Annotated in this window: 23 protein-coding genes; 21 read left to right on the top strand and 2 right to left on the bottom strand. The window is 52.9% G+C overall.

What is annotated here, in order from left to right:
- From eutM to eutR, 12 genes are all read left to right on the top strand, one after another.
- Complete coding sequence (gene eutM / locus OOJ59_RS15235; RefSeq protein ID WP_003835054.1) at positions 1-294, top strand: ethanolamine utilization microcompartment protein EutM; 294 nt, start codon at positions 1-3, stop codon at positions 292-294.
- Between the two features lie 114 nt (positions 295-408).
- Positions 409-696, top strand: coding sequence for an ethanolamine utilization microcompartment protein EutN (eutN, locus tag OOJ59_RS15230; RefSeq protein WP_003038011.1), 288 nt, complete (start codon positions 409-411; stop codon positions 694-696).
- An 11-nt stretch (positions 697-707) separates the two neighbouring features.
- Positions 708-2,111 carry an aldehyde dehydrogenase family protein gene (locus OOJ59_RS15225; RefSeq protein ID WP_038642532.1) on the top strand — a complete coding sequence of 468 codons (1,404 nt, stop codon included), beginning with the start codon at positions 708-710 and terminating at the stop codon, positions 2,109-2,111.
- Between the two features lie 12 nt (positions 2,112-2,123).
- Positions 2,124-2,963 carry an ethanolamine utilization protein EutJ gene (eutJ, locus tag OOJ59_RS15220; protein WP_160956099.1) on the top strand — a complete coding sequence of 280 codons (840 nt, stop codon included), beginning with the start codon at positions 2,124-2,126 and terminating at the stop codon, positions 2,961-2,963.
- Positions 2,953-4,140 carry an ethanolamine utilization ethanol dehydrogenase EutG gene (eutG, locus tag OOJ59_RS15215; protein WP_137350927.1) on the top strand — a complete coding sequence of 396 codons (1,188 nt, stop codon included), beginning with the start codon at positions 2,953-2,955 and terminating at the stop codon, positions 4,138-4,140. Before eutJ ends, eutG begins: the two co-directional genes overlap by 11 nt.
- Positions 4,141-4,259: 119 nt before the next feature.
- On the top strand, positions 4,260-5,492 hold the full coding sequence (gene eutH / locus OOJ59_RS15210; RefSeq protein ID WP_038642526.1) for an ethanolamine utilization protein EutH: 1,233 nt from the start codon (positions 4,260-4,262) through the stop codon (positions 5,490-5,492).
- Positions 5,489-6,892 (top strand): ethanolamine ammonia-lyase reactivating factor EutA, encoded by a 1,404-nt coding sequence (eutA, locus tag OOJ59_RS15205; protein ID WP_137350926.1) that lies wholly within the window; start codon positions 5,489-5,491, stop codon positions 6,890-6,892. The genes eutH and eutA overlap by 4 nt, the downstream gene beginning before the upstream one ends.
- A gap of 11 nt (positions 6,893-6,903) precedes the next feature.
- Complete coding sequence (gene eutB, locus OOJ59_RS15200; protein WP_003038029.1) at positions 6,904-8,265, top strand: ethanolamine ammonia-lyase subunit alpha; 1,362 nt, start codon at positions 6,904-6,906, stop codon at positions 8,263-8,265.
- Between the two features lie 20 nt (positions 8,266-8,285).
- A complete protein-coding gene (eutC, locus tag OOJ59_RS15195; RefSeq protein ID WP_137350925.1) occupies positions 8,286-9,182 on the top strand; it encodes an ethanolamine ammonia-lyase subunit EutC in 897 nt (298 codons plus the stop codon).
- Positions 9,183-9,191: 9 nt separating this feature from the next.
- Positions 9,192-9,851, top strand: a complete 660-nt coding sequence (eutL, locus tag OOJ59_RS15190; RefSeq protein WP_003838537.1) for an ethanolamine utilization microcompartment protein EutL — start codon at positions 9,192-9,194, stop codon at positions 9,849-9,851.
- 11 nt (positions 9,852-9,862) lie between these two features.
- Positions 9,863-10,393 (top strand): ethanolamine utilization microcompartment protein EutK, encoded by a 531-nt coding sequence (gene eutK / locus OOJ59_RS15185; protein ID WP_038642518.1) that lies wholly within the window; start codon positions 9,863-9,865, stop codon positions 10,391-10,393.
- Between the two features lie 48 nt (positions 10,394-10,441).
- Positions 10,442-11,494 (top strand): HTH-type transcriptional regulator EutR, encoded by a 1,053-nt coding sequence (gene eutR / locus OOJ59_RS15180; RefSeq protein ID WP_038642516.1) that lies wholly within the window; start codon positions 10,442-10,444, stop codon positions 11,492-11,494.
- An 84-nt stretch (positions 11,495-11,578) separates the two neighbouring features.
- Here the strand turns inward: eutR and hemF are convergent, their stop codons facing one another.
- On the bottom strand, positions 11,579-12,478 hold the full coding sequence (gene hemF / locus OOJ59_RS15175) for an oxygen-dependent coproporphyrinogen oxidase (RefSeq protein ID WP_160956097.1): 900 nt from the start codon (positions 12,476-12,478) through the stop codon (positions 11,579-11,581).
- Positions 12,479-12,480: 2 nt separating this feature from the next.
- Complete coding sequence (gene amiA / locus OOJ59_RS15170) at positions 12,481-13,350, bottom strand: N-acetylmuramoyl-L-alanine amidase AmiA (protein ID WP_085049240.1); 870 nt, start codon at positions 13,348-13,350, stop codon at positions 12,481-12,483.
- 210 nt (positions 13,351-13,560) lie between these two features.
- On the opposite strand from amiA, the gene OOJ59_RS15165 reads away from it, so the two are divergent.
- The 9 genes from OOJ59_RS15165 to OOJ59_RS15125 all read left to right on the top strand — a co-directional run.
- Complete coding sequence (locus OOJ59_RS15165; RefSeq protein ID WP_006683546.1) at positions 13,561-13,986, top strand: GNAT family acetyltransferase; 426 nt, start codon at positions 13,561-13,563, stop codon at positions 13,984-13,986.
- On the top strand, positions 13,973-14,422 hold the full coding sequence (locus OOJ59_RS15160; RefSeq protein WP_038642510.1) for a DUF2919 domain-containing protein: 450 nt from the start codon (positions 13,973-13,975) through the stop codon (positions 14,420-14,422). Before OOJ59_RS15165 ends, OOJ59_RS15160 begins: the two co-directional genes overlap by 14 nt.
- Before the next feature lie 59 nt (positions 14,423-14,481).
- Positions 14,482-15,057, top strand: coding sequence for an RpoE-regulated lipoprotein (locus OOJ59_RS15155; protein ID WP_160956096.1), 576 nt, complete (start codon positions 14,482-14,484; stop codon positions 15,055-15,057).
- Positions 15,058-15,150: 93 nt separating this feature from the next.
- Complete coding sequence (gene yfeX, locus OOJ59_RS15150) at positions 15,151-16,050, top strand: porphyrinogen peroxidase (RefSeq protein ID WP_085049238.1); 900 nt, start codon at positions 15,151-15,153, stop codon at positions 16,048-16,050.
- Positions 16,051-16,471: 421 nt separating this feature from the next.
- Positions 16,472-17,329, top strand: a complete 858-nt coding sequence (locus OOJ59_RS28250) for a hypothetical protein (RefSeq protein ID WP_199964023.1) — start codon at positions 16,472-16,474, stop codon at positions 17,327-17,329.
- A gap of 6 nt (positions 17,330-17,335) precedes the next feature.
- Entirely contained in the window at positions 17,336-18,787 is a 1,452-nt protein-coding gene (locus tag OOJ59_RS15140) for a MotA/TolQ/ExbB proton channel family protein (protein ID WP_160956319.1), read from the top strand.
- Positions 18,780-20,120: a TolC family protein gene (locus OOJ59_RS15135; RefSeq protein ID WP_160956320.1), complete on the top strand. Its 1,341-nt coding sequence runs from the start codon at positions 18,780-18,782 to the stop codon at positions 20,118-20,120. The genes OOJ59_RS15140 and OOJ59_RS15135 overlap by 8 nt, the downstream gene beginning before the upstream one ends.
- 23 nt (positions 20,121-20,143) lie before the next feature.
- Positions 20,144-21,385: an HlyD family type I secretion periplasmic adaptor subunit gene (locus OOJ59_RS15130; protein WP_268063426.1), complete on the top strand. Its 1,242-nt coding sequence runs from the start codon at positions 20,144-20,146 to the stop codon at positions 21,383-21,385.
- A gap of 14 nt (positions 21,386-21,399) precedes the next feature.
- The coding region (locus tag OOJ59_RS15125; RefSeq protein ID WP_268063425.1) for an Ig-like domain-containing protein at positions 21,400-25,378 on the top strand (3,979 nt) is incomplete at its 3' end.

Genomic DNA, 25,378 nt, shown 5'->3' with positions numbered 1-25,378 from the left:
ATGGAAGCATTAGGAATGATTGAAACCCGGGGCCTGGTTGCACTGATTGAGGCTTCTGACGCAATGGTTAAAGCGGCACGCGTGAAACTGGTTGGCGTGAAGCAGATCGGTGGCGGTCTGGTCACTGCCATGGTCCGTGGCGACGTAGCGGCATGCAAAGCCGCAACGGACGCAGGTGCTGCGGCTGCACAGCGTATTGGCGAGCTGGTTTCCGTACATGTGATCCCGCGTCCGCATGGCGATCTGGAAGAAGTATTCCCGATCAGCTTTAAAGGCGACAGCAACGACATGTAAGTCGTCCATGTGACGCCACAGACTGCATTGCTGGCGTCACCCTCTCTCCTTTTCACATTACCTTCTGCGGAGGGTAGGGGGAGGTTTTACCTGAAATATGCCACGGAGGCGCGTATGAAACTGGCAATCGTCACAGGACAAATTGTTTGTACCGTACGCCATCAGGGGCTCGCGCACGACAAGTTGCTGATGGTGGAAATGATTGATGCCCAGGGTAATCCCGACGGGCAATGTGCTGTTGCTATCGACAGCATCGGGGCGGGAACCGGAGAGTGGGTGCTGCTGGTCAGCGGAAGCTCAGCCCGTCAGGCGCACCGTAACGAATCATCACCTGTCGATCTGTGCGTGATTGGCATTGTCGATGAAGTGGTGGCAGGTGGTCAGGTGATCTTCCATAAATAAGGCAGAAAATCATGAATCAACAGGATATTGAACAGGTCGTGAAAGCGGTACTGCTGAAAATGAAAGACAGCAGCCAACCCGTCAGTGCCGTTCAAGAAATGGGCGTTTTTGCCTCCCTGGATGACGCAGTGGCGGCAGCAAAACTGGCCCAGCAAGGGCTGAAAAGCGTCGCCATGCGCCAACTGGCTATCGCGGCGCTACGTGAGGCGGGCGAAAAGCACGCCAGAGAATTAGCGGAGCTTGCCGTTACAGAAACCGGCATGGGACGCGTAGAAGATAAATTTGCCAAAAACGTGGCGCAGGCACGCGGCACGCCGGGAGTGGAATGCCTGTCTCCACAGGTCCTGACCGGCGATAACGGCCTGACGCTGATTGAAAACGCACCGTGGGGCGTGGTGGCTTCGGTGACACCGTCCACCAACCCGGCCGCAACCGTTATTAACAACGCCATTAGCCTGATCGCCGCTGGCAACAGCGTGGTCTTCGCGCCGCATCCGGCGGCCAAAAAAGTCTCTCAGCGCGCGATCACCCTGCTTAACCAGGCGGTGGTCGCTGCAGGCGGTCCGGCAAACCTGCTGGTGACCGTTGCTAACCCGGACATCGAAACCGCCCAGCGGTTGTTCAAGTACCCAGGCATCGGCCTGCTGGTCGTCACCGGTGGCGAAGCCGTAGTAGATGCCGCGCGTAAACACACCAACAAACGTCTGATTGCCGCCGGTGCGGGTAACCCGCCGGTGGTGGTCGATGAAACGGCCGACCTGGCCCGCGCGGCGCAGTCGATTGTCAAAGGCGCGTCGTTTGACAACAACATCATCTGCGCCGACGAAAAAGTGCTGATTGTGGTCGACAGCGTCGCCGATGAGCTGATGCGTCTGATGGAAAGCCAGCATGCGGTGAAACTGACCGCGGCCCAGGCTGAACAGCTGCAACCAGTGCTGCTGAAAAATATCGATGAGCGCGGTAAAGGCACGGTCAGTCGTGACTGGGTAGGGCGCGACGCAGGAAAAATCGCTGCGGCGATTGGTCTGAACGTACCGGAGCAAACCCGGCTGTTATTCGTCGAAACCTCCGCGACGCATCCGTTTGCCGTCACCGAACTGATGATGCCGGTTCTACCGGTCGTGCGAGTCGCTAACGTCGATGACGCCATTGAACTGGCGGTCAGGCTTGAAGGCGGTTGTCACCATACGGCGGCGATGCACTCACGCAACATCGACAACATGAACCGCATGGCGAACGCCATTGATACCAGCATTTTCGTCAAGAACGGGCCGTGTATTGCCGGTCTGGGACTTGGCGGCGAAGGCTGGACCACGATGACCATTACCACGCCAACCGGGGAAGGGGTGACCAGCGCGCGTACGTTTGTGCGTCTGCGTCGCTGTGTGTTGGTGGACGCCTTCAGAATTGTATAAGGAGTAAAAGAGATGGCGCACGACGAACAACGTTGGCTGACACCCAGACTGCAAAAAGCAGCCACGCTATGCAACCAGACGCCTGCTGAGAGCGAATCACCGCTATGGCTGGGCGTTGATTTGGGGACGTGTGATGTGGTGTCGATGGTCGTCGACGGTGACGGGCAGCCGGTAGCGGTTTGCCTCGACTGGGCCGATGTCGTGCGCGATGGCATCGTCTGGGATTTCTTCGGCGCAGTAACCATTGTTCGTCGCCATCTCGATACGCTTGAGCAACAAGTGGGTTGTCGATTTACCCATGCGGCAACCTCATTTCCACCGGGAACGGACCCACGTATCTCCATCAACGTGCTGGAGTCAGCCGGACTTGAAGTGAGTCATGTGCTCGACGAGCCGACCGCCGTGGCGGATCTGTTGCAGCTCGATAACGCTGGCGTGGTGGATATCGGTGGCGGCACCACCGGGATAGCCATTGTTAAGCAGGGCAAAGTGACGTATTCCGCCGATGAAGCGACCGGCGGGCACCACATTTCTCTGACGCTGGCCGGGAACCGCCGTATCCAACTGGAAGAAGCCGAACAGTACAAACGCAGCAACGGTCAGGAGATCTGGCCGGTGGTGAAGCCAGTCTACGAAAAAATGGCGGAAATCGTGGCTCACCATATTGCCGGGCAGGGTGTCACCGATTTATGGCTGGCCGGCGGTTCCTGCATGCAGCCGGGCGTGGATGAGCTGTTCCGTAAGCGCTTCCCGGAACTGCAGGTGCATTTACCTCAGCACAGCCTGTTTATGACCCCGCTGGCGATTGCCAACAGCGGAAAAGAAAAAGCGGAAGGAATCTATGCAAGCTGAATTGCAGACCGCGCTCTTTCAGGCATTCGATACCCTGAATCAGCAACGCGTAAAAACGTTTAGCGTTCCACCGGTCACCCTTTGTGGGCTGGGAGCGCTCAGTACCTGCGGACAGGAAGCACAAACGCGCGGACTGACGCACATGTTTGTCATGGTCGACAGCTTCCTGCATCAGGCGGGAATGACCGCCGCACTGGAACGCAGCCTGGCGATGAAAGGTGTGGCGATGACGCTGTGGCCGTGCCCGGTGGGCGAACCGTGCATTACGGATGTCTGCGCCGCGGTCGCGCAACTGCGTGAATCGAAGTGCGACGGCGTGGTGGCCTTTGGCGGAGGTTCCGTACTGGATGCCGCTAAGGCAGTGGCGTTGCTGGTGACTAATCCCACGCAGACCCTGGCTGACATGAACGAAAGCAGCGTGTTACGCCCGCGTTTGCCGCTGATTGCCGTACCAACTACCGCCGGAACGGGGTCGGAAACCACTAATGTCACGGTGATTATCGACGCCGCGAGCGGACTTAAAAAAGTGCTGGCGCATGCGTCTCTGATGCCGGACGTGGCGATTCTTGATGCAGCGCTAACGGAAGGTGTACCCGCGCACGTTACGGCGATGACGGGTATCGATGCGCTGACGCACGCCGTTGAAGCGTATAGCGCCCTGAACGCGACGCCGTTTACCGACAGCCTGGCGATTGGCGCGATTGCGATGATCGGTAAATCGCTGCCGAAGGCTGTCGGCTATGGGCAGGATCTGGCGGCGCGGGAGAGCATGTTGCTGGCCTCCTGTATGGCCGGGATGGCGTTTTCCAGCGCGGGGCTGGGCCTGTGTCATGCGATGGCGCACCAGCCGGGTGCTACGCTGCACATCCCGCACGGACAGGCTAACGCCATGTTGCTGCCCACGGTAATGGGGTTCAACCGCATGGTGTGTCGCGAGCGTTTCAGCCATATCGGACGGGCGTTAACCAACAAGAAGGCGGACGATCGCGATGCCATCAATGCCGTCAGCGAGCTGATTAGCGAAGTGGGCCAGACCAAACGGCTCTCTGACGTTGGGGCAAAGCCCGAGCATTACAGCGCATGGGCTGACGCCGCGCTGGAGGATATTTGTATTCGCAGTAACCCTCGCACCGCCACGCAGGCGCAGATTATCGACCTGTACGCGGTTGCCGGGTAATGCCTGTAGGCCGGATAAGGTGCTCGCACCGCCATCCGGCAATAACACGGCGTTAATGCCGGAGGCGACGGAAACGTCTTATCCGGCCTACAAATCACAAATGACAGGGAGTAGGGGCTATGGGAATTAACGAAATCATCATGTACATCATGATGTTCTTTATGCTGATTGCCGCCGTGGACAGGATCCTGTCGCAGTTCGGCGGTTCAGCGCGCTTCCTCGGTAAATTCGGTAAGAGTATTGAGGGGTCGGGCGGTCAGTTTGAAGAAGGTTTTATGGCGATGGGCGCGTTGGGCCTGGCGATGGTCGGTATGACCGCACTGGCGCCGGTACTGGCGCATTTGCTCGGACCGGTGATTATTCCGCTGTACGAAATGCTGGGCGCGAACCCGTCGATGTTTGCCGGAACGCTGCTGGCGTGCGACATGGGCGGCTTCTTCCTGGCGAAAGAACTGGCGGGCGGCGACGTTGCGGCGTGGCTGTACTCTGGCCTGATCCTTGGGGCGATGATGGGGCCGACTCTGGTGTTCTCTATTCCGGTTGCGCTGGGGATTATTGAACCGTCTGACCGTCGTTATCTGGCGCTGGGCGTGCTGGCCGGTATCGTCACCATTCCGATTGGCTGTATCGCGGGGGGATTGGTCGCGATGTACTCCGGCGTCGAAATCAACGGGCAGCCGGTGGAGTTTACCTTCGCGCTGATCCTGATGAACATGATCCCGGTGATCATCGTTGCTGTGCTGGTGGCGCTGGGGCTGAAATTTATCCCGGAAAAAATGATCAACGGTTTCCAGATCTTCGCGAAATTTCTGGTGGCGCTGATCACTCTCGGTCTGGCGGCGGCAGTCATCAAATTCCTGCTTGGTTGGGAGCTGATCCCGGGTCTGGACCCTATCTTCATGGCACCGGGCGACAAGCCGGGTGAAGTAATGCGCGCCATCGAAGTTATCGGTTCTATCTCCTGCGTGCTGCTGGGTGCGTACCCGATGGTGCTGCTGCTGACCCGCTGGTTTGAAAAGCCGCTGATGAGTGTCGGTAACCTGTTAAAAGTTAATAATATTGCGGCTGCTGGCATGGTGGCGACGCTGGCCAACAACATCCCAATGTTCGGCATGATGAAGAATATGGATACCCGCGGGAAAGTGATCAACTGCGCCTTTGCGGTCTCCGCGGCCTTCGCCCTGGGTGACCACTTAGGTTTCGCCGCCGCCAACATGAACGCCATGATCTTCCCGATGATTGTCGGCAAGCTGATAGGCGGCGTAACGGCGATTGGCGTGGCTATGCTGTTGGTACCGAAAGATGAAAACGTGCCAGCAGAAGTAGAAACCAACCCGGAGGCGCAATCGTGAACACTCGCCAGCTACTGAGCGTCGGTATTGATATCGGCACCACCACGACTCAGGTGATCTTCTCGCGCCTTGAGCTGGTTAACCGTGCGGCTGTGTCGCAGGTGCCGCGCTATGAATTCATCAAACGCGAAATTAGCTGGCAAAGCCCGGTGTTCTTTACCCCTGTTGATAAGCAGGGCGGGTTGAAAGAGGCCGAACTTAAGGCACTGATCCTTGCCCAGTATCAGGCGGCAGGCATCGCACCTGAGACCGTTGATTCCGGCGCGATCATCATCACCGGAGAAAGCGCCAAAACCCGTAACGCCCGCCCGGCGGTAATGACGCTCTCCCAGTCGCTGGGGGACTTCGTGGTTGCCAGCGCCGGTCCGCATCTGGAGTCGGTGATCGCCGGTCACGGCGCGGGGGCGCAAACGCTGTCTGAGCAGAAGTTGTGCCGTGTACTGAATATCGACATCGGTGGCGGGACGTCGAACTATGCGCTGTTCGACGCCGGAAAAGTCAGTGGCTCGGCCTGTCTGAACGTCGGCGGGCGACTGCTGGAAACCGACTGTCAGGGGCACGTGGTGCACGCGCATCAGCCGGGACAGATGATTGTTGATGACGTATTTGGTCCGGGCTTTGACGCCCGAACCCTCAATGCGGCGCAACTGGTTGCGGTGGCGCGACGCATGGCGGCGCTGATTGTGGAGGTGATTGACGGCACGCTTTCACCGCTGGCGCAGGCGCTGATGCAAACCGGTCTGCTGCCTGCGGGCGTGAAGCCGGAAGTGATTACGTTGTCCGGCGGGGTAGGCGAGTGCTACCGCAACCAACCTGCCGATCCGTTCTGTTTTTCCGATATTGGACCGCTGCTCGCCACGGCGCTGCATGAACATCCGCGCCTGCGTGAGATGAACGTGCAGTTCCCGGCGCAAACCGTGCGCGCCACGGTGATTGGCGCCGGGGCGCATACGCTGTCGCTTTCGGGCAGCACCATCTGGCTGGAAGGCGTGGCGCTTCCGCTGCGCAATCTACCGGTGGCGATTCCGGTTGATGAGGCTGATTTGGTGGCCGCCTGGCAACAGGCGTTAATGCAGCTCGATCTGGATCCGCAAACGGACGCCTACGTGCTGGCGTTGCCCGGTTCTCTGCCGGTGCGCTACGCCGCGCTGTTAACGGTAATTGATGCGCTGCTGGCTTTTGTCGCGCGTTATCCAAATCCGCATCCCCTGCTGGTGGTAGCCGAGCAGGATTTTGGTAAAGCCCTGGGCATGCTGTTACGCCCACAGTTACAGCAACACCCGCTGGCGGTCATCGATGAGGTGGTTGTCCGGGCGGGGGACTATATCGACATTGGTACGCCTCTTTTTGGCGGATCGGTTGTGCCGGTGACGGTGAAATCACTCGCATTTCCTTCCTGAGGGAACGACTTATGAAACTAAAGACCACATTGTTCGGCAATGTTTATCAGTTTAAGGATGTTAAAGAGGTGCTGGCTAAAGCCAACGAACTGCGTTCGGGGGATGTGCTGGCAGGGGTAGCTGCAACCAGTTCACAGGAACGCGTGGCGGCCAAGCAGGTATTGTCGGAAATGACGGTAGCGGATATCCGCAATAACCCGGTGATTTCCTATGAAGAGGACTGCGTGACGCGTCTGATTCAGGATGACGTCAATGAAACGGCCTATAACCGCATCAAAAACTGGAGTATCAGCGAGCTGCGCGAGTACGTGCTGAGCGATGAAACTTCCGTTGATGACATCGCGTTTACGCGCAAAGGGTTAACGTCGGAGGTGGTCGCTGCGGTAGCAAAAATCTGCTCCAACGCGGACCTGATCTACGGCGGCAAGAAAATGCCAGTGATCAAAAAGGCTAACACCACCATCGGTCTGCCGGGCACCTTTAGCTGCCGTTTGCAGCCGAACGACACCCGTGACGACGTGCAGAGTATTGCGGCGCAAATCTATGAAGGGCTGTCTTTCGGGGCGGGCGATGCGGTGATCGGCGTAAACCCGGTAACGGATGACGTGGAAAACTTAAGCCGCGTGCTCGATACCGTGTACGGCGTTATCGATAAATTCAATATTCCGACCCAGGGCTGTGTACTGGCGCACGTTACCACCCAGATTGAAGCGATTCGTCGCGGCGCGCCGGGTGGATTGATCTTCCAGAGTATCTGCGGCAGCGAGAAAGGCTTAAAAGAGTTCGGTGTTGAGCTGGCAATGCTCGACGAAGCGCGCGCAGTTGGCGCTGAATTCAACCGTATCGCCGGGGAAAACTGTCTTTACTTCGAAACCGGACAAGGGTCGGCGCTCTCCGCTGGCGCAAACTTCGGCGCCGATCAGGTAACAATGGAAGCGCGTAACTACGGGCTGGCGCGGCACTACGATCCGTTCCTGGTGAATACCGTCGTGGGCTTTATCGGGCCGGAGTATCTCTACAACGACCGTCAGATCATTCGCGCCGGTCTGGAAGATCACTTTATGGGCAAGCTGAGCGGCATCTCAATGGGCTGCGACTGCTGCTACACCAACCATGCTGATGCTGACCAGAACCTTAACGAAAACCTGATGATTTTGCTCGCCACCGCTGGCTGCAACTACATCATGGGCATGCCGCTCGGCGACGACATCATGCTCAACTATCAGACCACCGCATTCCACGATACCGCGACCGTCCGCCAGTTGCTGAACCTGCGCCCGTCGCCGGAATTTGAACGCTGGCTGGAAACCATGGGCATTATGGCAAACGGTCGCCTGACCAAACGGGCGGGCGATCCGTCACTGTTCTTTTGATGATGCGGGGATGAAACACGATGGATCAAAAACAGATTGAAGAAATTGTACGCAGCGTAATGGCGTCAATGGGGGAGTCGCAGCCGCAGGCTCAAAAATCGTCAGCACCAGCAAAATGCAGCACCACGCAGTGCGCCGCGCCGACTGGTGAAAGTTGTGCGATGGACTTAGGTTCAGCCGAAGCCAAAGCGTGGATAGGCGTTGAGAATCCGCACCGCGCAGAGGTGTTGACTGAACTGCGGCGCAGTACCGCGGCGCGTGTATGTACTGGTCGCGCCGGTCCTCGTCCGCGTACCCAGGCGTTGCTGCGCTTCCTGGCCGACCACTCGCGTTCAAAAGATACGGTATTAAAAGAAGTGCCGGAAGAGTGGGTAAAAGCGCAGGGACTGCTGGAAGTACGCTCGGAAATCAGCGACAAAAACCTGTATCTGACGCGCCCGGATCTTGGCCGTCGTCTGAGCGCGGAAGCCATTGATGCGCTGAAATCGCAGTGTGTGATGAACCCGGATGTGCAGGTGATTATCTCTGATGGCCTGTCTACTGACGCCATCACCGCTAACTACGAAGAGATTCTGCCGCCATTGTTGTCGGGCTTAAAACAGGCCGGACTGAAGGTTGGGACCCCGTTCTTCGTTCGCTATGGTCGCGTAAAAATCGAAGATCAGATCGGCGAGCTACTGGGCGCGAAAGCGGTGATCCTGCTGGTGGGGGAACGTCCGGGTCTCGGTCAGTCGGAAAGTCTCTCCTGCTACGCCGTCTATTCGCCGCGCGTTGCGACGACCGTAGAAGCTGACCGTACCTGTATCTCGAACATTCACCAGGGCGGTACGCCACCGGTTGAAGCTGCGGCGGTAATTGTGGATTTGGCCAAGCGCATGCTGGAGCAAAAAGCCTCCGGCATTAATATGACCCGTTAAGGAGGCATCATGCCAGCATTAGATTTGATTAGACCTTCAGTCACCGCAATGCGCGTGATTGCCTCGGTAAATGACGGTTTTGCCCGCGAGCTTAAGTTACCGCCACATATCCGTAGCCTCGGACTCATCACAGCAGACTCTGATGACGTGGCGTATATTGCCGCAGACGAAGCGACAAAACAGGCGATGGTGGAAGTGGTTTATGGCCGCTCGCTGTATGCCGGGGCGGCGCATAGTCCCTCTCCAACCTCGGGCGAAGTACTGATTATGCTCGGTGGACCCAACCCGGCTGAAGTTCGCGCGGGTCTGGACGCGATGGTGGCCAACATTGAAAGCGGCGCAGCGTTTCAGTGGGCGAATGACGCAGAAGATACCGCTTTCCTGGCGCACGTGGTTTCGCGTACCGGTTCGTATCTTTCCGCGACGGCGGGATGCCGACTTGGCGATCCGATGGCGTATCTGGTGGCGCCGCCGCTGGAAGCAACATTTGGTATTGATGCGGCGCTGAAATCTGCCGATGTACAACTGGTGACCTACGTGCCGCCGCCGTCAGAAACCAACTATTCAGCAGCGTTTTTGACCGGTAGCCAGGCCGCTTGTAAAGCCGCATGTAACGCCTTTGCCGATGCCGTTCTGGATATTGCCCGTAATCCAATCCAGCGCGCGTAAGAGAGGTTGTGATGATCAATGCACTGGGATTACTGGAAGTGGATGGCATGGTGGCTGCCGTAGACGCGGCGGATGCCATGCTGAAAGCCGCGAACGTACGCCTGCTGAGCCACGAAGTGCTCGATCCTGGCAGGCTGACGCTGGTGGTGGAAGGCGATCTGGCGGCGTGCCGCGCAGCGCTTGATGCCGGCAGCGCCGCCGCAGCGCGTACAGGCCGTGTTATCAGCCGTAAAGAGATAGGCCGACCGGACGATGACACCCAGTGGCTGATCGGCGGTTTTAAGCGCCAGCCGAAGAAACCAGAACAGAAGCCAGATGTAAAAACAGACGTAAAAGCAGAGAAGACGCAGGACGCCCCGTTGACGTCTGAATCCTCTGCACAACTTCTGACGCTGTTGGCATCGGTCCGTCAAGGAATGACGGCAGGGGAAGTGGCTGCCCACTTTGGCTGGTCACTTGATGAAGCCAGAAAGGCGCTGGAACAGCTCTTTTCTGACGGAGCGTTGCGTAAACGTAGTAGCCGCTACCGCTTAAAAAATTAACCTGTCGGAGGGCCGGGGGCTTCCCTGAAGCTTCCGGCTTAAAAGATCATGAAAAAGAACCGTACTGCAAACTTGCACCATCTTTATCATGAAGCACTACCCGAAGACGTTAAACTTACGCCGAAAGTAGAGGTGGACAACGTTCACCAGCGGCGAACAACGGATGTATATGAACACGCGCTGACGATTACCGCCTGGCAGCAGATTTACGACCAGCTGCATCCGGGAAAATTTCATGGCGAGTTCACGGAAATCCTGCTCGACGATATTCAGGTTTTCCGTGAATACACCGGACTCGCGCTGCGCCAGTCATGCCTTGTCTGGCCGAACTCGTTCTGGTTTGGTATTCCGGCCACGCGCGGCGAACAGGGATTTATTGGCGCCCAATGTCTGGGAAGTGCTGAAATTGCCACCCGTCCAGGCGGGACGGAGTTTGAACTGAGTACGCCGGATGATTACACCATTCTGGGGGTTGTCATTTCGGAAGAGGCGATTGCCCGTCAGGCCAACTTCCTGCATAACCCGGAAAGGGTGCTGCATATGCTGCGCAACCAGTCGGCGCTGGAAGTCAAAGAACAGCACAAAGCCGCGCTATGGGGCTTTGTGCAGCAGGCGCTGGCGACGTTTAGCGAGAATCCGGAAAACCTGCGTCAACCTGCGGTACGCAAAGTGTTGGGCGATAACCTGTTGCTGGCGATGGGGACTATGCTGGAAGAAGCGCAGCCGATTATAACCGCTGAGAGCATCAGCCATCAGAGCTATCGTCGTCTGTTGTCACGTGCGCGCGAATATGTGCTGGAAAACATGTCAGAGCCGCTGACCGTGCTCGATTTGTGTAACCAACTGCACGTTAGTCGCCGGACGTTGCAAAACGCCTTTCACGCGATTCTGGGTATTGGTCCGAATGCCTGGTTAAAACGTATTCGCCTGAACGCCGTGCGTCGCGAGCTGATAAGCCCGTGGTCGCAGAGTACGACGGTGAAAGATGCCGCCATGCAGTGGGGATTCTGGCATTTAGGGCAGTTTGCTACCGACTACCAGCAGTTGTTTGCGGAAAAACCGTCGTTGACGCTGCATCAGCGTATGCGGCAGTGGGCGTGATAAGATTATGGTGCCGGATGCGACGCTTTGTGTCTTATCCGGCCTACGGATTGTAGACCGGATAAGCGTCGCGCCATCAGGCAATTACACCCAGTCGCGGACCTGAATAAACTCGCTAAGGGCAGCTTCCGGGCTGTTCGCTTCCGGCTGCCAGTCATACTCCCAGCGCACCAGCGGCGGCATTGACATCAGAATTGATTCCGTGCGCCCACCGGTTTGCAGACCGAACAATGTGCCGCGATCCCACACCAGGTTAAATTCGACATAGCGCCCGCGACGATAAAGCTGGAAATCACGCTCGCGCTCGCCCCAGTTCATCGCTTTACGTCGCTCAACAATGGGCAGATACGCCTCGGTGTAACCTTGCCCCACCGCCTGCATAAAGGCGAAGCAGTGGTCGAAACCCGGCGTATTCAAATCATCGAAAAACAACCCGCCAATGCCGCGCTGCTCGTTGCGGTGTTTAAGGAAGAAGTAGTCATCGCACCACTTTTTGTAACGGGGATAAACGTCATCACCGAACGGCTGACACAGATCCCGCGCCGTACGGTGCCAGTGTACCGCATCCTCTTCAAAGCCGTAGTAGGGCGTTAAGTCAAAGCCGCCGCCAAACCACCAGACTGGGTCGGCACCCGGTTTTTCCGCGATAAAAAACCGCACGTTGGCATGACTGGTCGGAATGTAGGGATTGAGTGGATGCACCACCAGCGAGACGCCCATGGCTTCAAAGCTGCGTCCGGCAAGCTCTGGTCGATGGGCGGTGGCCGAGGCCGGCATCGCGTCGCCGTGGACGTGAGAGAAATTGACGCCCGCTTGCTCGAAAATACCGCCGTTACGCAGCACCCGACTGCGCCCGCCGCCGCCCGCTTCGCGCTGCCAGCTATCTTCAACAAACTCGGCGCCGTCTACGGCGAATAATTGCTGGCAAATATCGTCCTGCAGGCTAAGCAGGAACTGTTTTACGCGCTGTGCATCGGGCTTCATGATTAACGTTTCTTCGAGTGTGCTTTCTGGTTATCAAACCAGTGGAAATAACTGATGATGCCATTGGCGATAGCGGTAGCAATTTTTTGACGAAATGCCGCCGTACCCAGCAGACGTTCTTCTTCCGGATTAGTAATGAACGACGTTTCGACCAGTACCGAAGGAATTGAGGGTGATTTTAGCACCACGAAGGCGGCCTGTTCCGTGCTGCGACTGTGCAGACGGTGTACTGGTTTGATCTTCTTGAGAATATGCGAGCCTAACGTCAGGCTGTTTTTAATGGTATCGGTTTGCACCAGATCAAATAGCACCTGCTGCAACAAGTGATCTTTATCGGTGGTTTTTTTCCCGGCGACTTCATCGGCGCGGTTTTCGCGATCGGACAGATACTTTGCCATAGCGCTACTGGCGCCGCGATTGGACAGCGCGAAGACCGATGCACCCGCGGCGCTTGGGTTGGTAAAACCGTCGGCGTGGATCGACATAAACAGATCGGCCCCGTGTTTGTGGGCGATCTCGACGCGATCGTAAAGCGGAATAAATGTATCGCCAGAGCGGGTCAGGCGCGCATCAATCCCCTGATTGCGAAGAATAGAGCGCACGTTTTTGGCAATCGCCAGTACCACGTGCTTTTCTTTCGAACCGTTGCGTCCAATTGCGCCGGTATCTATCCCTCCGTGACCCGGATCAAGGACAACCACGCGTTTAGCGCCTGATTTTTTCGCTTTCGGTTTGCTGTGTCCATTATTGGTTTTTAGCGCTTCTTCTTTAGCGATGGCTTGCGACATGCCTGACAGCGTCAGGGCGGCCAGCCCGGCTTTCAGCACCTGGCGGCGCGATGTGAGTGTTTTTAGTGGTTTAAAAGTGCTCATACGGCCTGAGTTGTAAAAAAGGTTCCAGACGTTATATCGTATCGCGTAGTCCGTTGCGACGGATCGGGATAAGAATTGTTTTACTTTTCATTTCAATACGTGACAATTCCGTATTATGCCATTTTTTCCGCCGCTTCGCGTCAGATATTGGCTAAATCAGCCGTTCGCGCCATAATCGCTTTTTAACGTCCTGAAAAGGTAACCAATACCATGGAAATACGCGTTTTTCGCCAGGAAGATTTCGAAGAGGTGATCACCCTCTGGGAGCGCTGTGATTTGCTGCGTCCATGGAATGACCCGGAAATGGACATTGAGCGTAAAGTAAATCATGACGTCAGCTTGTTCCTGGTCGCTGAAGTGAACGGCGAGGTAGTCGGTACGGTGATGGGCGGTTACGACGGCCATCGCGGCTCGGCCTATTACCTGGGCGTGCATCCTGAGTTTCGCGGTCGCGGCATCGCCAATGCGCTGCTTAACCGACTGGAGAAAAAACTCATCGCCCGCGGGTGTCCGAAGATTCAAATCATGGTGCGTGAGGATAATGATCTGGTGTTGGGGATGTATGAACGCCTGGGCTATGAACATGCGGATGTACTCAATCTCGGTAAGCGCTTGATCGAAGATGAAGAGTACTGAATTTCACCCCGCCGACTATGACGGTCACGGACGTCTGCGCCTGCCTTTTTTGTTCTGGTGCGTACTGCTGCTGCAGGCACGCACCTGGGTACTGTTTGTGATTGCCGGCTCTTCCCGGGAGCAGGGCAATACGCTACTGAATCTGTTTTATCCCGACCATAACGCGTTCTGGCTGGGGTTGCTTCCCGGCGTTCCCGCGGTGGTGGCTTTTTTACTCAGCGGGCGGCGTTTTGCGTTTCCTGTTTTGTGGCGCTGGCTGCGCGGATTGCTGATTCTCGCGCAACTGGTGCTGCTTTGCTGGCAACCGGCGATGTGGCTGGCAGGCGATCCTGTCAACGGCATCGGACTGGCGCTGCTGGTTGCGGATATCGTCGCGCTGGTCTGGCTGTTAACCAATCAACGTCTGCGCGCCTGTTTTTCCCTTGAGAAAGAATAACGGCACTTTTTGGCGAAACCGGACTCCAAGCAACGTTGATAAATAAGGAAGGAAGTGAAATGAAATCACTGCGTTTGACTTTATGCGCGATGCCGCTGCTATTGGCCGGGTGTTCCACGCTGTCGTCGGTGAACTGGTCTGCCGCCAATCCGTGGAACTGGTTCGGTTCTTCAACGCAGGTCACTGAGCAGGGCGTCGGCGCGTTAACTGGCGCTACGCCGCTGGATGAAAAAGCTATTGCTGATGCCCTGGACGGTGATTACCGCCTGCGCAGCGGGATGAAGACTGATGACGGTAATGTGGTGCGCTTCTATGAAGCGATGAAAGATGACAAGCTGGTAATGGTCATCAATGGCAGTCAGGGAACCATCAGCCGTATTGATGTCCTGGACAGCGATATTTCATCAGACGCGGGTGTCGAAATCGGTACACCGTTTAGCGACCTTTACACCAAAGCCTTTGGTAATTGCCAGAAAGCAACCGGCGATGACAGTGCGAACGTTGAATGTAAAGCTGAAGGCAGTCAGCATATTAGCTATATTTTTTCCGGCGAATGGAGCGGGCCTGAGGGCTTAATGCCGTCGGACGACACGCTGAAAACGTGGAAAGTCAGCAAAATCATCTGGCGGCGTTAATTTGCGTCTGAACAAATCGACTTGCTAAAAAAACAGGTAGAATAGCGCCAATCAATGCCACGAGGTCGTGGCATCTTTTTTTCAGGAGGAACAATGTCTCAGGTTCAGAGTGGCATTTTGCCAGAACATTGCCGTGCGGCGATTTGGATTGAAGCCAATGTTAAAGGCGACGTTGAGGCCCTGCGTGCGGCCAGCAAAATCTTTGCCGATAAACTGGCGACCTTTGAAGCGAAGTTCCCGGATGCGCATCTGGGCGCGGTTGTGGCTTTCGGCAACAACACCTGGCGTGCATTAAGCGGCGGCGTTGGGGCGGAAGAGTTAAAAGACTTTATCCCTTATGGTAAAGGTCTGGCGCCGGCTACCCAATATGACGTGCTGATCCATATACTCTCTCTGCGTCATGACGTGAATTTCTCCGTCGCGCAGGCGGCAATGGAAGCATTTGGTGACTGTGTTGACGTCAAAGAAGAGATCCACGGTTTCCGTTGGGTTGAAGAACGCGATCTCAGCGGCTTTGTTGACGGTACGGAAAACCCGGCTGGTGAAGAAACGCGCCGTGAAGTCGCGGTGATCAAAGATGGCGTGGATGCTGGCGGCAGCTATGTGTTTGTGCAGCGTTGGGAACATAACCTGAAGCAACTTAACCGCATGAGCATTCATGACCAGGAAATGATGATTGGTCGCACCAAAGAAGCTAACGAAGAGATCGACGGTGATGACCGTCCGGTTACCTCTCACCTGAGCCGTGTCGATCTGAAAGAAGACGGTAAAGGGCTGAAAATTGTGCGCCAGAGCCTGCCGTACGGTACCGCCAGCGGCACACACGGTCTCTATTTCTGCGCCTACTGCGCACGTCTGCACAATATTGAGCAGCAACTGCTAAGTATGTTCGGTGACACTGACGGTAAGCGCGACGCCATGCTGCGCTTCACCAAACCGGTGACCGGTGGTTATTACTTTGCTCCGTCGCTGGACCGACTGATGGCACTGTAATGTCGCACTATTATTAGCAGCATTGCCCGCGGGCAATGCTGAACAGATTAAAACGGTGATACCACAACGGCTTCTGTAATAAGGAGCCGTTTTTTTTACGCCCCATAAACTGCGTTTTCTTACATAAATAATATTAATGATTCTTGGAATTGCTTTTACATGAACGGATTTTCTTTCATCTAAAAACAAGCGTGCGGCATGTTTTATATTATTTAGAATTCAAGCGGGTAAATTAAATGCGTCGCTCGGGGATGAGTATTGTTTTTGTTGTTGATATTATTTTGATGAATGAAAATGAATTTATTTATATTGTTTGGTGTATTGGTTTTTTCTTAAAATATAATTTGCGAGTATTTTTTCTATTTTTTGATGAATATAATGTCCGCTGAGGAATGATTAATTTATTTTATATGGTGCTTTTATGGAAGAGAGTAACCCATGGCCAACATTCGTTGATGCATTTTCAACGGTTTTATGTATTTTTATATTTCTGATGTTAGTTTTCGTACTTAACAGTATGTTAATCATGTATGAAAGCTCTAAAAAACGTTATGAAGCCCCTTTACTGGCTGAACAAACTGTTCAGCCAGTAGCCTCCTCGGTAAGTGGTAGCGGAGCCAGCAGTGGTGCTGTCAGCACAACACCCAATCAAACCCGTACGGGTGATCAAACACAGCCAGTTGAAGCAACTGCGGCAGACGATAATAAAAATCGTAGCCAGGATGCTGAGGCTGATATGTTGGCCGCTTCTTCTGCTTCTGCTTCTGCTTCAACTGATGCTGGCGCTGCTACCGGTGCAGATTTCGCCACCGCCTCTGATTCTACTGCCGCTTCAGCAGCATCTCCTGCAGACGAGTCAGAGCAAGCGGGCCGTGAAGATAAAAAAAGTGACGTGATTAGACTGGCCGACAACCAAACTGCCACCTCGATTAAAGGGCAAACTTCCGGTCAATTCGATACCTCGAAAGCGAACCCATCCTGGGAGACTCAGGGCAATCAGTTCATTGTTCATTTCAAATCAATGGAGCAAGGCTATCCGCAAGAAATCATTGATGAGATGGCTAAATGGTTTGGCACAGATAAGCCGGTCAGCATTGTGGTTTATGCCTATGTCAGTTCCTCCATCGCTATTTCAGATGCGATGCGTCTGGCCTACGAGCGCGGTGTGATCCTGCTAAAGGTCGTCAAAAGCAAATATCCTAACACGGAAGTTTCTATCTCAGTCGTTAATGATGCAACAACGTTGACGAATAGTGCCGTCATTACCAAGAGTGAATGATAAATAATGAATAACTTAAAGCGGTATCATGCATTTATTATTGCATTAGTGTTCGCATTTTTGCCTGTTATTTTGCTGTGTATTCCTGGCTTACGCGCCTATGTTTTTGAAACATGGCATGTCGCGGCATTCTACAGTTCCATCATTATTATTATGTATCTGACCGGTACATTTATTGTTATTTTCTCATTTATTGAAATAAGTAAGTGTGTAAGCGTATTACGTAATAAGAACGCGCAGAAACACTCTTATTTACTTGGTGATGCCAACAAGATTGTTTTCTCAGCAAGTCATGGCCTTGATGATGATACTGTTGCCACGCTGTATGAAAGCATGGATAACAGCGTGAATCGTAAGCAGAATCAGAGTCTGGCAGGGGTTATGACCTGCGCAAACCTGTCTACCATGATTGGCCTGTTGGGAACCTTCGCGGGTTTATCTATGACGATTGCCTCGGTCATCTCGTTGCTGGAGAAATCGCAAATCACCGGCGGTAACGAGGCGGATACGTTAGGGATTATCGTCAGTGTGGTCTCCTCGCTTGCTGAACCACTGAAAGGAATGAATACCGCATTCGTTTCATCAATCTATGGGGTGGTGAGCGCTATTTTACTTAATGTGATGTGTTCTTTCCTGCGTGGGGAATTCACCCGTTTAGCCATCGATTTACGCAATGCGCGCCTTGATTTCGTCAGAGAATGTCATGAGCGCAGTAAAACCTCTGCGATCGGAAAAACGAAAACCCTGCGTCTGATAACCGATCTGGACGATGTGATCAAAGAGTTCAAAGCGGGCATGTTTGGCTTTCAGGAACGCCTGACTAACGCATTTGACGCCAGCAACAACATGCTGAATTCACTTCTTAGCTGCACTGTAGAGGGGGCCAGCAAAACGGAGAAATTTAATGATGCCCTTATTGCTGCGGTTCATCAACAGGTTGAACAGTTACAGCATATAGACCAGTGCATCACGTCGAATCATTCCGCTTTGCTCGGGATTGAGAAAGAGCTCGGCGCATCTACGCAAGCTCTGGTCAACCAGGGAACACACCTTGCAGTGCTAACCGAAAGTCAATCTTTGCTGCAGACCAGTCAGCTACAACTGATGGCTACGGTTGAATCTCAGCGCGGTACGTTGGACGAATTACTGGTCGCGCAAGCGCAGACCCATCATGCCGTCCTGGAGGTCAATGATGGTATGGGACACCTTGATGCAAACGTGGGAGAACTACATACCGTTGCTGAGCGCCACTTTAGCGAGCAGGCTTCACTTCTGGATGGCATCTCCAACGCTGTGGAAACCGCCGAACGCGTCAACCTCGATCGCCACCATGAAACCGTCGCCACGCTGGATAGCCAGTCACAGACGTTTGAACCCCTGCTTGGACAAATTGCCGGAATGCACCGCAATCTGCAAAAAGAAATTAATGTCCTTAAGGAGAAAAAAAGCCATGAATAAATCCGTCATCGCTTTGCTTATCCTCGGGAGTTCGCTGCCGTTGGCCATCTGCGCTCATGCAGAAACGGGAGACCATACGTTGCCGCTGCGGACGTTAATTGTGGATGCGTTAAACACGCAACCTTCTGTGGCCATTGCATCCTGGGAGACCGAAATGCGTCACCAGGAGACAAACATGAGCAAAGCTTCTCTCTATCCGACGTTGGACGTTTCGTCAGAAGCCATCCATAAAAAAACGGACGAACATGATAATGAGCAGAACGTAGAGAATAAATTAACCCTCGCTTACCGAATTGCGGATTTTGGCGTCAGAAGCAGCAATATTTCTAAGTCTGAGCAGCAGGAAGAGGCCAGTAAGTACGATTTCCAACAAGAGTTGCTTACAACCGCACAAAAAACGGCCGATGCCTATTTGTCAGTGGAAAAAAACCGGCAGATACTTGCGGTGATCGACGACGAGAAAATCTTTTACAAGCAGATGCTGAATGATTTTTCCGAACTCATCGCCGCAGGCGCAGCAATGCAATCGGATATTCGTAAAGTTCAGGTATCTATCGACTCTTTAAGCACTCAGGAGTTGAATTTCCGCGCGCAACTGGATACGCAGTTAATGATGCTGCGTAATCTTACGGGAGACAATGTCACCGCTGAAAACCTGGGTAAGCTGCCTGATTTTTTCAATAAATACCCTTTTAATGCTGATAAAGATGCCGTTTATAAAAAAATCATGCAGGATAATCCGACGTATCTTTCTTTGACGAAGGCAATATCTGCAGCAAATGCTGAATATTCGGCGGCAAAATCAGCTAATTATCCGGTTGTAGATTTCAACGCCCACTACACGGACAATAATCCTTCCAAAGATGCGCAGCAGGATGATTATGAGGATGAACTCCAGGTTGGCGTTAAAGTAGGCTTTAACATTTTTAATGGCTTTAAGAACCAATCTGAAGCTGCCAAATTTAGCGCAAAATATACCCAGGCAAAACTGGGTCTTGATGATTTTATTTTTAAAACTCGCAATAGTGTTGATGCTTCTGTCTCTAAATATATGACAGGAAAAGATTCATTAGCAATATCTAAACGCTCCTATGAAAATGCCGGGAAACTCATTGAACTCTATAAAGAAGAGTTCAAATTAGGTCAAAAATCGCTACTCGACTTTATTTCCAGCAGGAATGAACATTATCAAGCTAACCTGACAATGATTGAGTCACAATTCTCTATCTATCAGGCGAAGCTTGAACAGATGGCTCAACTCGCCGATCTGTTACATGAACTGTATCTGGAACCTGGCCAGATACAGCCTAAAAGCGGTTCTATGTCGCAATGAACAGGAAACAGTGTGACCATCTGATGATGGTCATCGTCGTGATGCCCCTCGTCATACTCCTACTTTTTAGCCTGATAAAGATAAATTCGGTCGTACATGGCAGCGGTGTCATTATCACCAAGGATAATACTCAGGTCGTTTCTCTCTCTAAAGGAGGAACGATTGATGCGATTCATGTCGCGGAAGGGGATTTTGTTACCAAAGGCCAGGTCCTTGCCGAAACATCAAACTTTGATATTCAGAAAGAAAACGAACGTACCCAAGCTCAGCACCGCTATCTTGCCTTATATATCAAAGAAATGATGTCCATTTTGGCCTGGAGGCAAGATTATACTCTCTTTGATATTAGCAATATCACGAATCAGGACTTGATTGGTAATATACAATTGTTAATTAGCCAGACCAAAACGAAGGATAATAAAATCAACAGCCTCAATTCTGAAATTGAGCGTTTAGGTATTTCTAAAATCAGCAAGAACAGCGAGCTAATGCTTGTTCAGGAAGAGGTTAATCTTCTTTCTCCTTTGGTTAAAAAGGGTATCAGTTCTTATACCACTCTGTTGGCAAAAAAACAGGCAGCAGAGCGTCTCAAGTCTGAGCTTATCGATCTTGAAAGCCAGGTAGTAGCGAAATCAGAAGAGATAAAGGTGATCCATAGCGAAATTAATGATGATGTCTTTACTTTTCGTAATACCTTGTCGAAAAACCTGGTCGATGCTCAACATGAAGCTGCGCTTAATGACTCTGCCATGAGTGTATTACAAAAGCAGATGAAAGAATCTCGCGTCCGATCGCCCATTGATGGCGTGATTTATCAAATTAACAAAAATGCCTTCACCAAAGGCGGTGTGATACAGGCTGCTGACTCGCTGTTTGAGATTAAACCAATGTCAACCAAAATGCTCGCGGAAGTAAAAATTCAACCTAAAGATCGCGATCAAATTTATGTTGGTGGTTCGGTTAACGTGAAAATTCTCTCATTTATTCTCTCGGGTTCAAAACCTTATACCGGTGTAGTCGAGCAAATCAGCCCTGACTCCTACGAAGATACGGTTAATGGAAATACGGTGAGGTATTACAAAGCTATCGTAGAGTTCACTATCGGTACAAAAGAACGGGATGTTATCAAACCTGGAATGACGGTAGATGCTTTCATTATTACAGGTAACCACAGCATATTAAAATACCTTGCCTCGCCATTGCTGCGTGGCCTTCAACAAGTTTTCAGTGAGCCGGTCATCACTGACAGTAAATCAACTCATTAATTCAGGGTGATAATATGAGTAATACTATTTTTGCAAGCAATGATTCAATTGTCGACTTACAGCAGTATGGTGCTATGGATAGTGCCAAAGTCGTCATTAGTGGGACCGACTTTAAATTTATTTTTCCGGGTAATGTGGTGGTTAACGTTATTAACGGTGCTCTTTATTCAAGCCTTGAAAATAACCACGTTCACTTCAAATTCCAGGGGCAGGATGTTTCAGGTCAGCAACTGCTGAAAACGATCGACTTAAGCAATCTTCAACTTGAACGGCTTGACTCTGCACTATCAGATCAGCGTCAGGATCGCGTGCTGAAAGATAATATTAATAAAATCAGCGAGATTAATGCGAAAGACCTTGAGGAAGCTAAAAAAGAGGCTGCTGATCTGAAGCATGAAGCAGAAAAAATGCGTGCTGAAGCTGAAGAGGCGCAAAAAGCTTCTGCAGAAGTTCAAAAGCAGCTTGAGGAGTTCCTCAATGATAAAGCGCAGAGCAATGGCCAAAATGGCGCAGCCTCTCAGAACCAGGGAGAAGAGCAGCTGGATGCCAGCCTTTACCATAAGAAATATGACGATGACTCTGTGGCTGAGGCCAGTCGACTCGTTTTCTCTGATTACTCATCCAGTTCGTCCAGTTCTTCAAGTTCATCAGAATCTGATGAAACGCCCATCGACGTAAAACCTATTGATGTGGCTCTTAAGCTTGATGACGGCAGTGATTCTGGGGTAAAAAACGATAATATTACCAACGTCACCACGCCGCAGTTTGTTGGTTCTACCGATCCCGGATTGACAGTTTCACTGCGCATTGATGGTGTGGTTGTCGCCGTCACGACCTCCGATGCGATGGGCAACTTTTCATTCAATAGCGGCACGGTGCTGGCTGACGGACAACACAACGTCCAGGTCGATGTGACGGACGGGCAGGGGGGAAGCGGTAGCGCGAAAATTATCGTAACCATTGATACCGTCATCGCGGCTCCCACTTTCGAACTCGACGATCAGTACGCCATTCCTGCAGCCGATCGCATTGAGGGTGAAAATCTTACCCGTTTTACCGATGCGAAAATTATTGGTGAAGCCGAAGCAGGATCGCAGGTTGCTATCTATGCCAATGGCGTTCTGCTTACCACAGTCACCGTAGATTCTGATGGCGCCTGGTCGTATCAGTTTAGTGGTTCAGAATTAAATGAAGGCATTAATAATATTGAGATTGATGCTACGGATAAAGCGGGAAACACGGCATCAACGACCGGCGTTATTACGCTGGATACGATTCCCCCAGAAACACCCGTTATTATTCTTGATGAATCCAGTGATACGGGGATGTCCTCGACCGATAGCCTGACTAATGATAAAACGCCTTCTCTGCATGGTAATGCTGAACCGAACTCAACGCTCGAGTTATATCTTAATGGCTACAAAGTGGCCGATATCAGCGTGGATTCCATGGGGAACTGGCAATATACACTGCCGGAAAATAAAATTACCGCTGATGGTATTTATACTTTTGAAGTGGTCTCTTCCGATCGTGCGGGTAATACCTCAACCGCACAAATAGATGTGACTGTCGATACCGATATTGATGCATTCACACTGGCAATGGCTAGCCAGTCAGACAGCGGAGTTGCCGGGGACAATTATACCAACGATATTTATCCAGCGTTTACCGGTAAAACTGACCCAAATAGTCATATTGTGATCACTAACCTGACGACCGGGGAAAAGATTGAAATTGATGCTTCACAGAGTGGTAATTTCAGCTTTAACCTGGCGCAGGCCTCTGCAGAAGGGCTGAACGAACTCTCAATCACCGTAACCGATTATGCGGGCAACCAGCAAACCTTCAGCTACGAATATACTATTGATACGGTTGCTCCCGTATCGCCCGATATTGAACTGGATAAATACACCGTTTCAAAATCAGGCGATATTCTGACAAACGACGCCACGCCAGCCTTTACCGGTACAGCAGAAGCGGGCAGTACGGTGACGATTTATATTGATGGCAAGGCCTGTGGCACGGTGACGGCAAACCACGATGGTATCTGGTCGTTTACCTTGCCAAGCGATCTGGCTGATGGTAGCTATACTGCAGTGGCTTATGCGACTGACCTTGCGGGAAACGTTTCTCCATCATCTGCCGATTGTACTTTCACTGTCGATACCAGCACGACGTCACCGGTTGCCACGTTGCAGGCTGAAGATGATACGGGGATAAGCCAGACTGACTGGATCACCCGGCAAAATGATAATTTAACAATTGACGGGACCGCTGAAAAATACGCCACCATTACAGTGATGGTTGACGGTAAAGCCGTGGGCACTACCCAGGCTGATGCTAATGGCAACTGGCAGTTCGAATATGACCCTAATCCGGCTCTTTCCGATGGCGATTATACGCTGACTATTCAGGCTCAGGATGAGGTCGGGAACACATCGAGCAGTAGTTACGATCTGGTCATTGATACCGTCACCGTCACGCCGTCGCTTAAATTAGACACGGGTTCAGATACGGGATCGTCGAATGATGATGGTATCACCAAGGAAACGCAGCCGTTGTTAACCGGAACGGCTGAAGCCAACGCGACGATCGAGATCTTTATTGATGGTACCGTAGTCGGTCAGGTTGTCTCTGATAAAAATGGCGTCTGGAACTATCGTATCCCGGAAGAGGCGAGCTTAGCTGATGGCGAGCATGCCGTCGTTGTACGTGCAACAGATGCCGCCGGCAACAGCGCAAACTCGACCACGCTGGATATTGTGGTCGATAGTACGATGGAAACACCCACAATCCATCTTGATAGCGATAGCGGCATAAGTGATGCCGATCGCATTACCAATAACGCTTCCCCGATTTTCTCTGGTTCAGCCGAGGCTTATTCCAGCATCACTATTTATCAGGACGGGAAGGCCATCGGGAAAGTCAGCGCGGATGCTAACGGAAATTGGTCTTATAGCTTCACGGGATCGCAGGCGTTGACCGATGGAAGCTACATTTTTTATATCACGGCAACAGATGTCGCCGGCAACTCAGCGACATCAGAAAAAATTCAGGTCACCATTGATACCCAGGTTTCTATCCCTACGCTGGATCTGGCGGATGCGTCAGACACCGGCAGCCTCAACAGCGACAACATCACCCGGGACACCACGCCAACATTCTCGCTGGGCAGTATCGATGCTGACGTGATCAGCGTGCAGGTCATTATCAACGGCACCGCCTATGACGCCGTGCAGTCAGAGGGCAAGTGGACCTTTACCGCCCCGGAACTGGCGGATGGCGACTACAGCATCAGTGTTATCGTCACCGACAATGCGGGTAATACCGCTAACTCGACCACACTGGCCATGACGGTGGACACCAGCGTGGCGGCGCCGGTGATCGCCCTGAGCGACGACACCGGTACCCCCGGCGACAACCAGACTAACGACACCACCCCGGGCTTTGCCATTGCCACGGATAACGACGCCATCAGCGTGATGGTGAGCATTGACGGCGGCACCCCGGTGGCGGCGACGAAGGCCGCGGACGGGCAGTGGCATATTGACAGCACCGCGCTGGCCGACGGCGATCACTCCATTGTAGCCACCGTCACCGACCTCGCGGGCAACACCGCGACGTCCTCACTGGCCTTTACGGTGGACACCACGCTGTCGGTGCCGACCATCGATCTGACGGATGCGTCAGACAGCGGCAGCCTCAACAGCGACAACATCACGAACGACACCATGCCGGCGTTCACGCTGGGCAGTATCGACGCCGATGTGACGAAGGTGCAGGTTCTTATCAATGATACCGCCTATGACGTCGTGCAGTCAGAGGGCAAGTGGACCTTTACCGCCCCGGAACTGGCGGACGGGACATACAGCGTCACGGTGCAGGTCACCGACGACGCGGGGAACGTGCAGACCTCCACCGCGCTGGCTGTGACGGTGGACACCCGCGTGGCGGCGCCGGTGATCGCCCTGAGCGACGACACCGGCACCCCCG

The sequence above is a fragment of the Citrobacter sp. W9 genome (assembly GCF_026719375.1).
Lineage (GTDB): Bacteria > Pseudomonadota > Gammaproteobacteria > Enterobacterales > Enterobacteriaceae > Citrobacter > Citrobacter werkmanii.
Note: the sequence above shows the minus strand (reverse complement) of the source record. Positions and strands in the feature narration are given on the sequence as shown.

Coding starts and splice junctions, on each gene's coding strand:
- OOJ59_RS15130 (WP_268063426.1), top strand. CDS start 20,144: ATGATGGTCATCGTCGTGATGCCCCTCGTCATACTCCTACTTTTTAGC.
- amiA (WP_085049240.1), bottom strand. CDS start 13,350: ATGAGCACTTTTAAACCACTAAAAACACTCACATCGCGCCGCCAGGTG.
- eutN (WP_003038011.1), top strand. CDS start 409: ATGAAACTGGCAATCGTCACAGGACAAATTGTTTGTACCGTACGCCAT.
- hemF (WP_160956097.1), bottom strand. CDS start 12,478: ATGAAGCCCGATGCACAGCGCGTAAAACAGTTCCTGCTTAGCCTGCAG.
- OOJ59_RS15165 (WP_006683546.1), top strand. CDS start 13,561: ATGGAAATACGCGTTTTTCGCCAGGAAGATTTCGAAGAGGTGATCACC.
- eutC (WP_137350925.1), top strand. CDS start 8,286: ATGGATCAAAAACAGATTGAAGAAATTGTACGCAGCGTAATGGCGTCA.
- eutJ (WP_160956099.1), top strand. CDS start 2,124: ATGGCGCACGACGAACAACGTTGGCTGACACCCAGACTGCAAAAAGCA.
- eutK (WP_038642518.1), top strand. CDS start 9,863: ATGATCAATGCACTGGGATTACTGGAAGTGGATGGCATGGTGGCTGCC.
- OOJ59_RS15135 (WP_160956320.1), top strand. CDS start 18,780: ATGAATAAATCCGTCATCGCTTTGCTTATCCTCGGGAGTTCGCTGCCG.
- OOJ59_RS15225 (WP_038642532.1), top strand. CDS start 708: ATGAATCAACAGGATATTGAACAGGTCGTGAAAGCGGTACTGCTGAAA.
- OOJ59_RS28250 (WP_199964023.1), top strand. CDS start 16,472: ATGGAAGAGAGTAACCCATGGCCAACATTCGTTGATGCATTTTCAACG.
- eutM (WP_003835054.1), top strand. CDS start 1: ATGGAAGCATTAGGAATGATTGAAACCCGGGGCCTGGTTGCACTGATT.
- eutG (WP_137350927.1), top strand. CDS start 2,953: ATGCAAGCTGAATTGCAGACCGCGCTCTTTCAGGCATTCGATACCCTG.
- eutL (WP_003838537.1), top strand. CDS start 9,192: ATGCCAGCATTAGATTTGATTAGACCTTCAGTCACCGCAATGCGCGTG.
- yfeX (WP_085049238.1), top strand. CDS start 15,151: ATGTCTCAGGTTCAGAGTGGCATTTTGCCAGAACATTGCCGTGCGGCG.
- OOJ59_RS15155 (WP_160956096.1), top strand. CDS start 14,482: ATGAAATCACTGCGTTTGACTTTATGCGCGATGCCGCTGCTATTGGCC.
- OOJ59_RS15140 (WP_160956319.1), top strand. CDS start 17,336: ATGAATAACTTAAAGCGGTATCATGCATTTATTATTGCATTAGTGTTC.
- OOJ59_RS15160 (WP_038642510.1), top strand. CDS start 13,973: ATGAAGAGTACTGAATTTCACCCCGCCGACTATGACGGTCACGGACGT.
- eutH (WP_038642526.1), top strand. CDS start 4,260: ATGGGAATTAACGAAATCATCATGTACATCATGATGTTCTTTATGCTG.
- eutB (WP_003038029.1), top strand. CDS start 6,904: ATGAAACTAAAGACCACATTGTTCGGCAATGTTTATCAGTTTAAGGAT.
- eutR (WP_038642516.1), top strand. CDS start 10,442: ATGAAAAAGAACCGTACTGCAAACTTGCACCATCTTTATCATGAAGCA.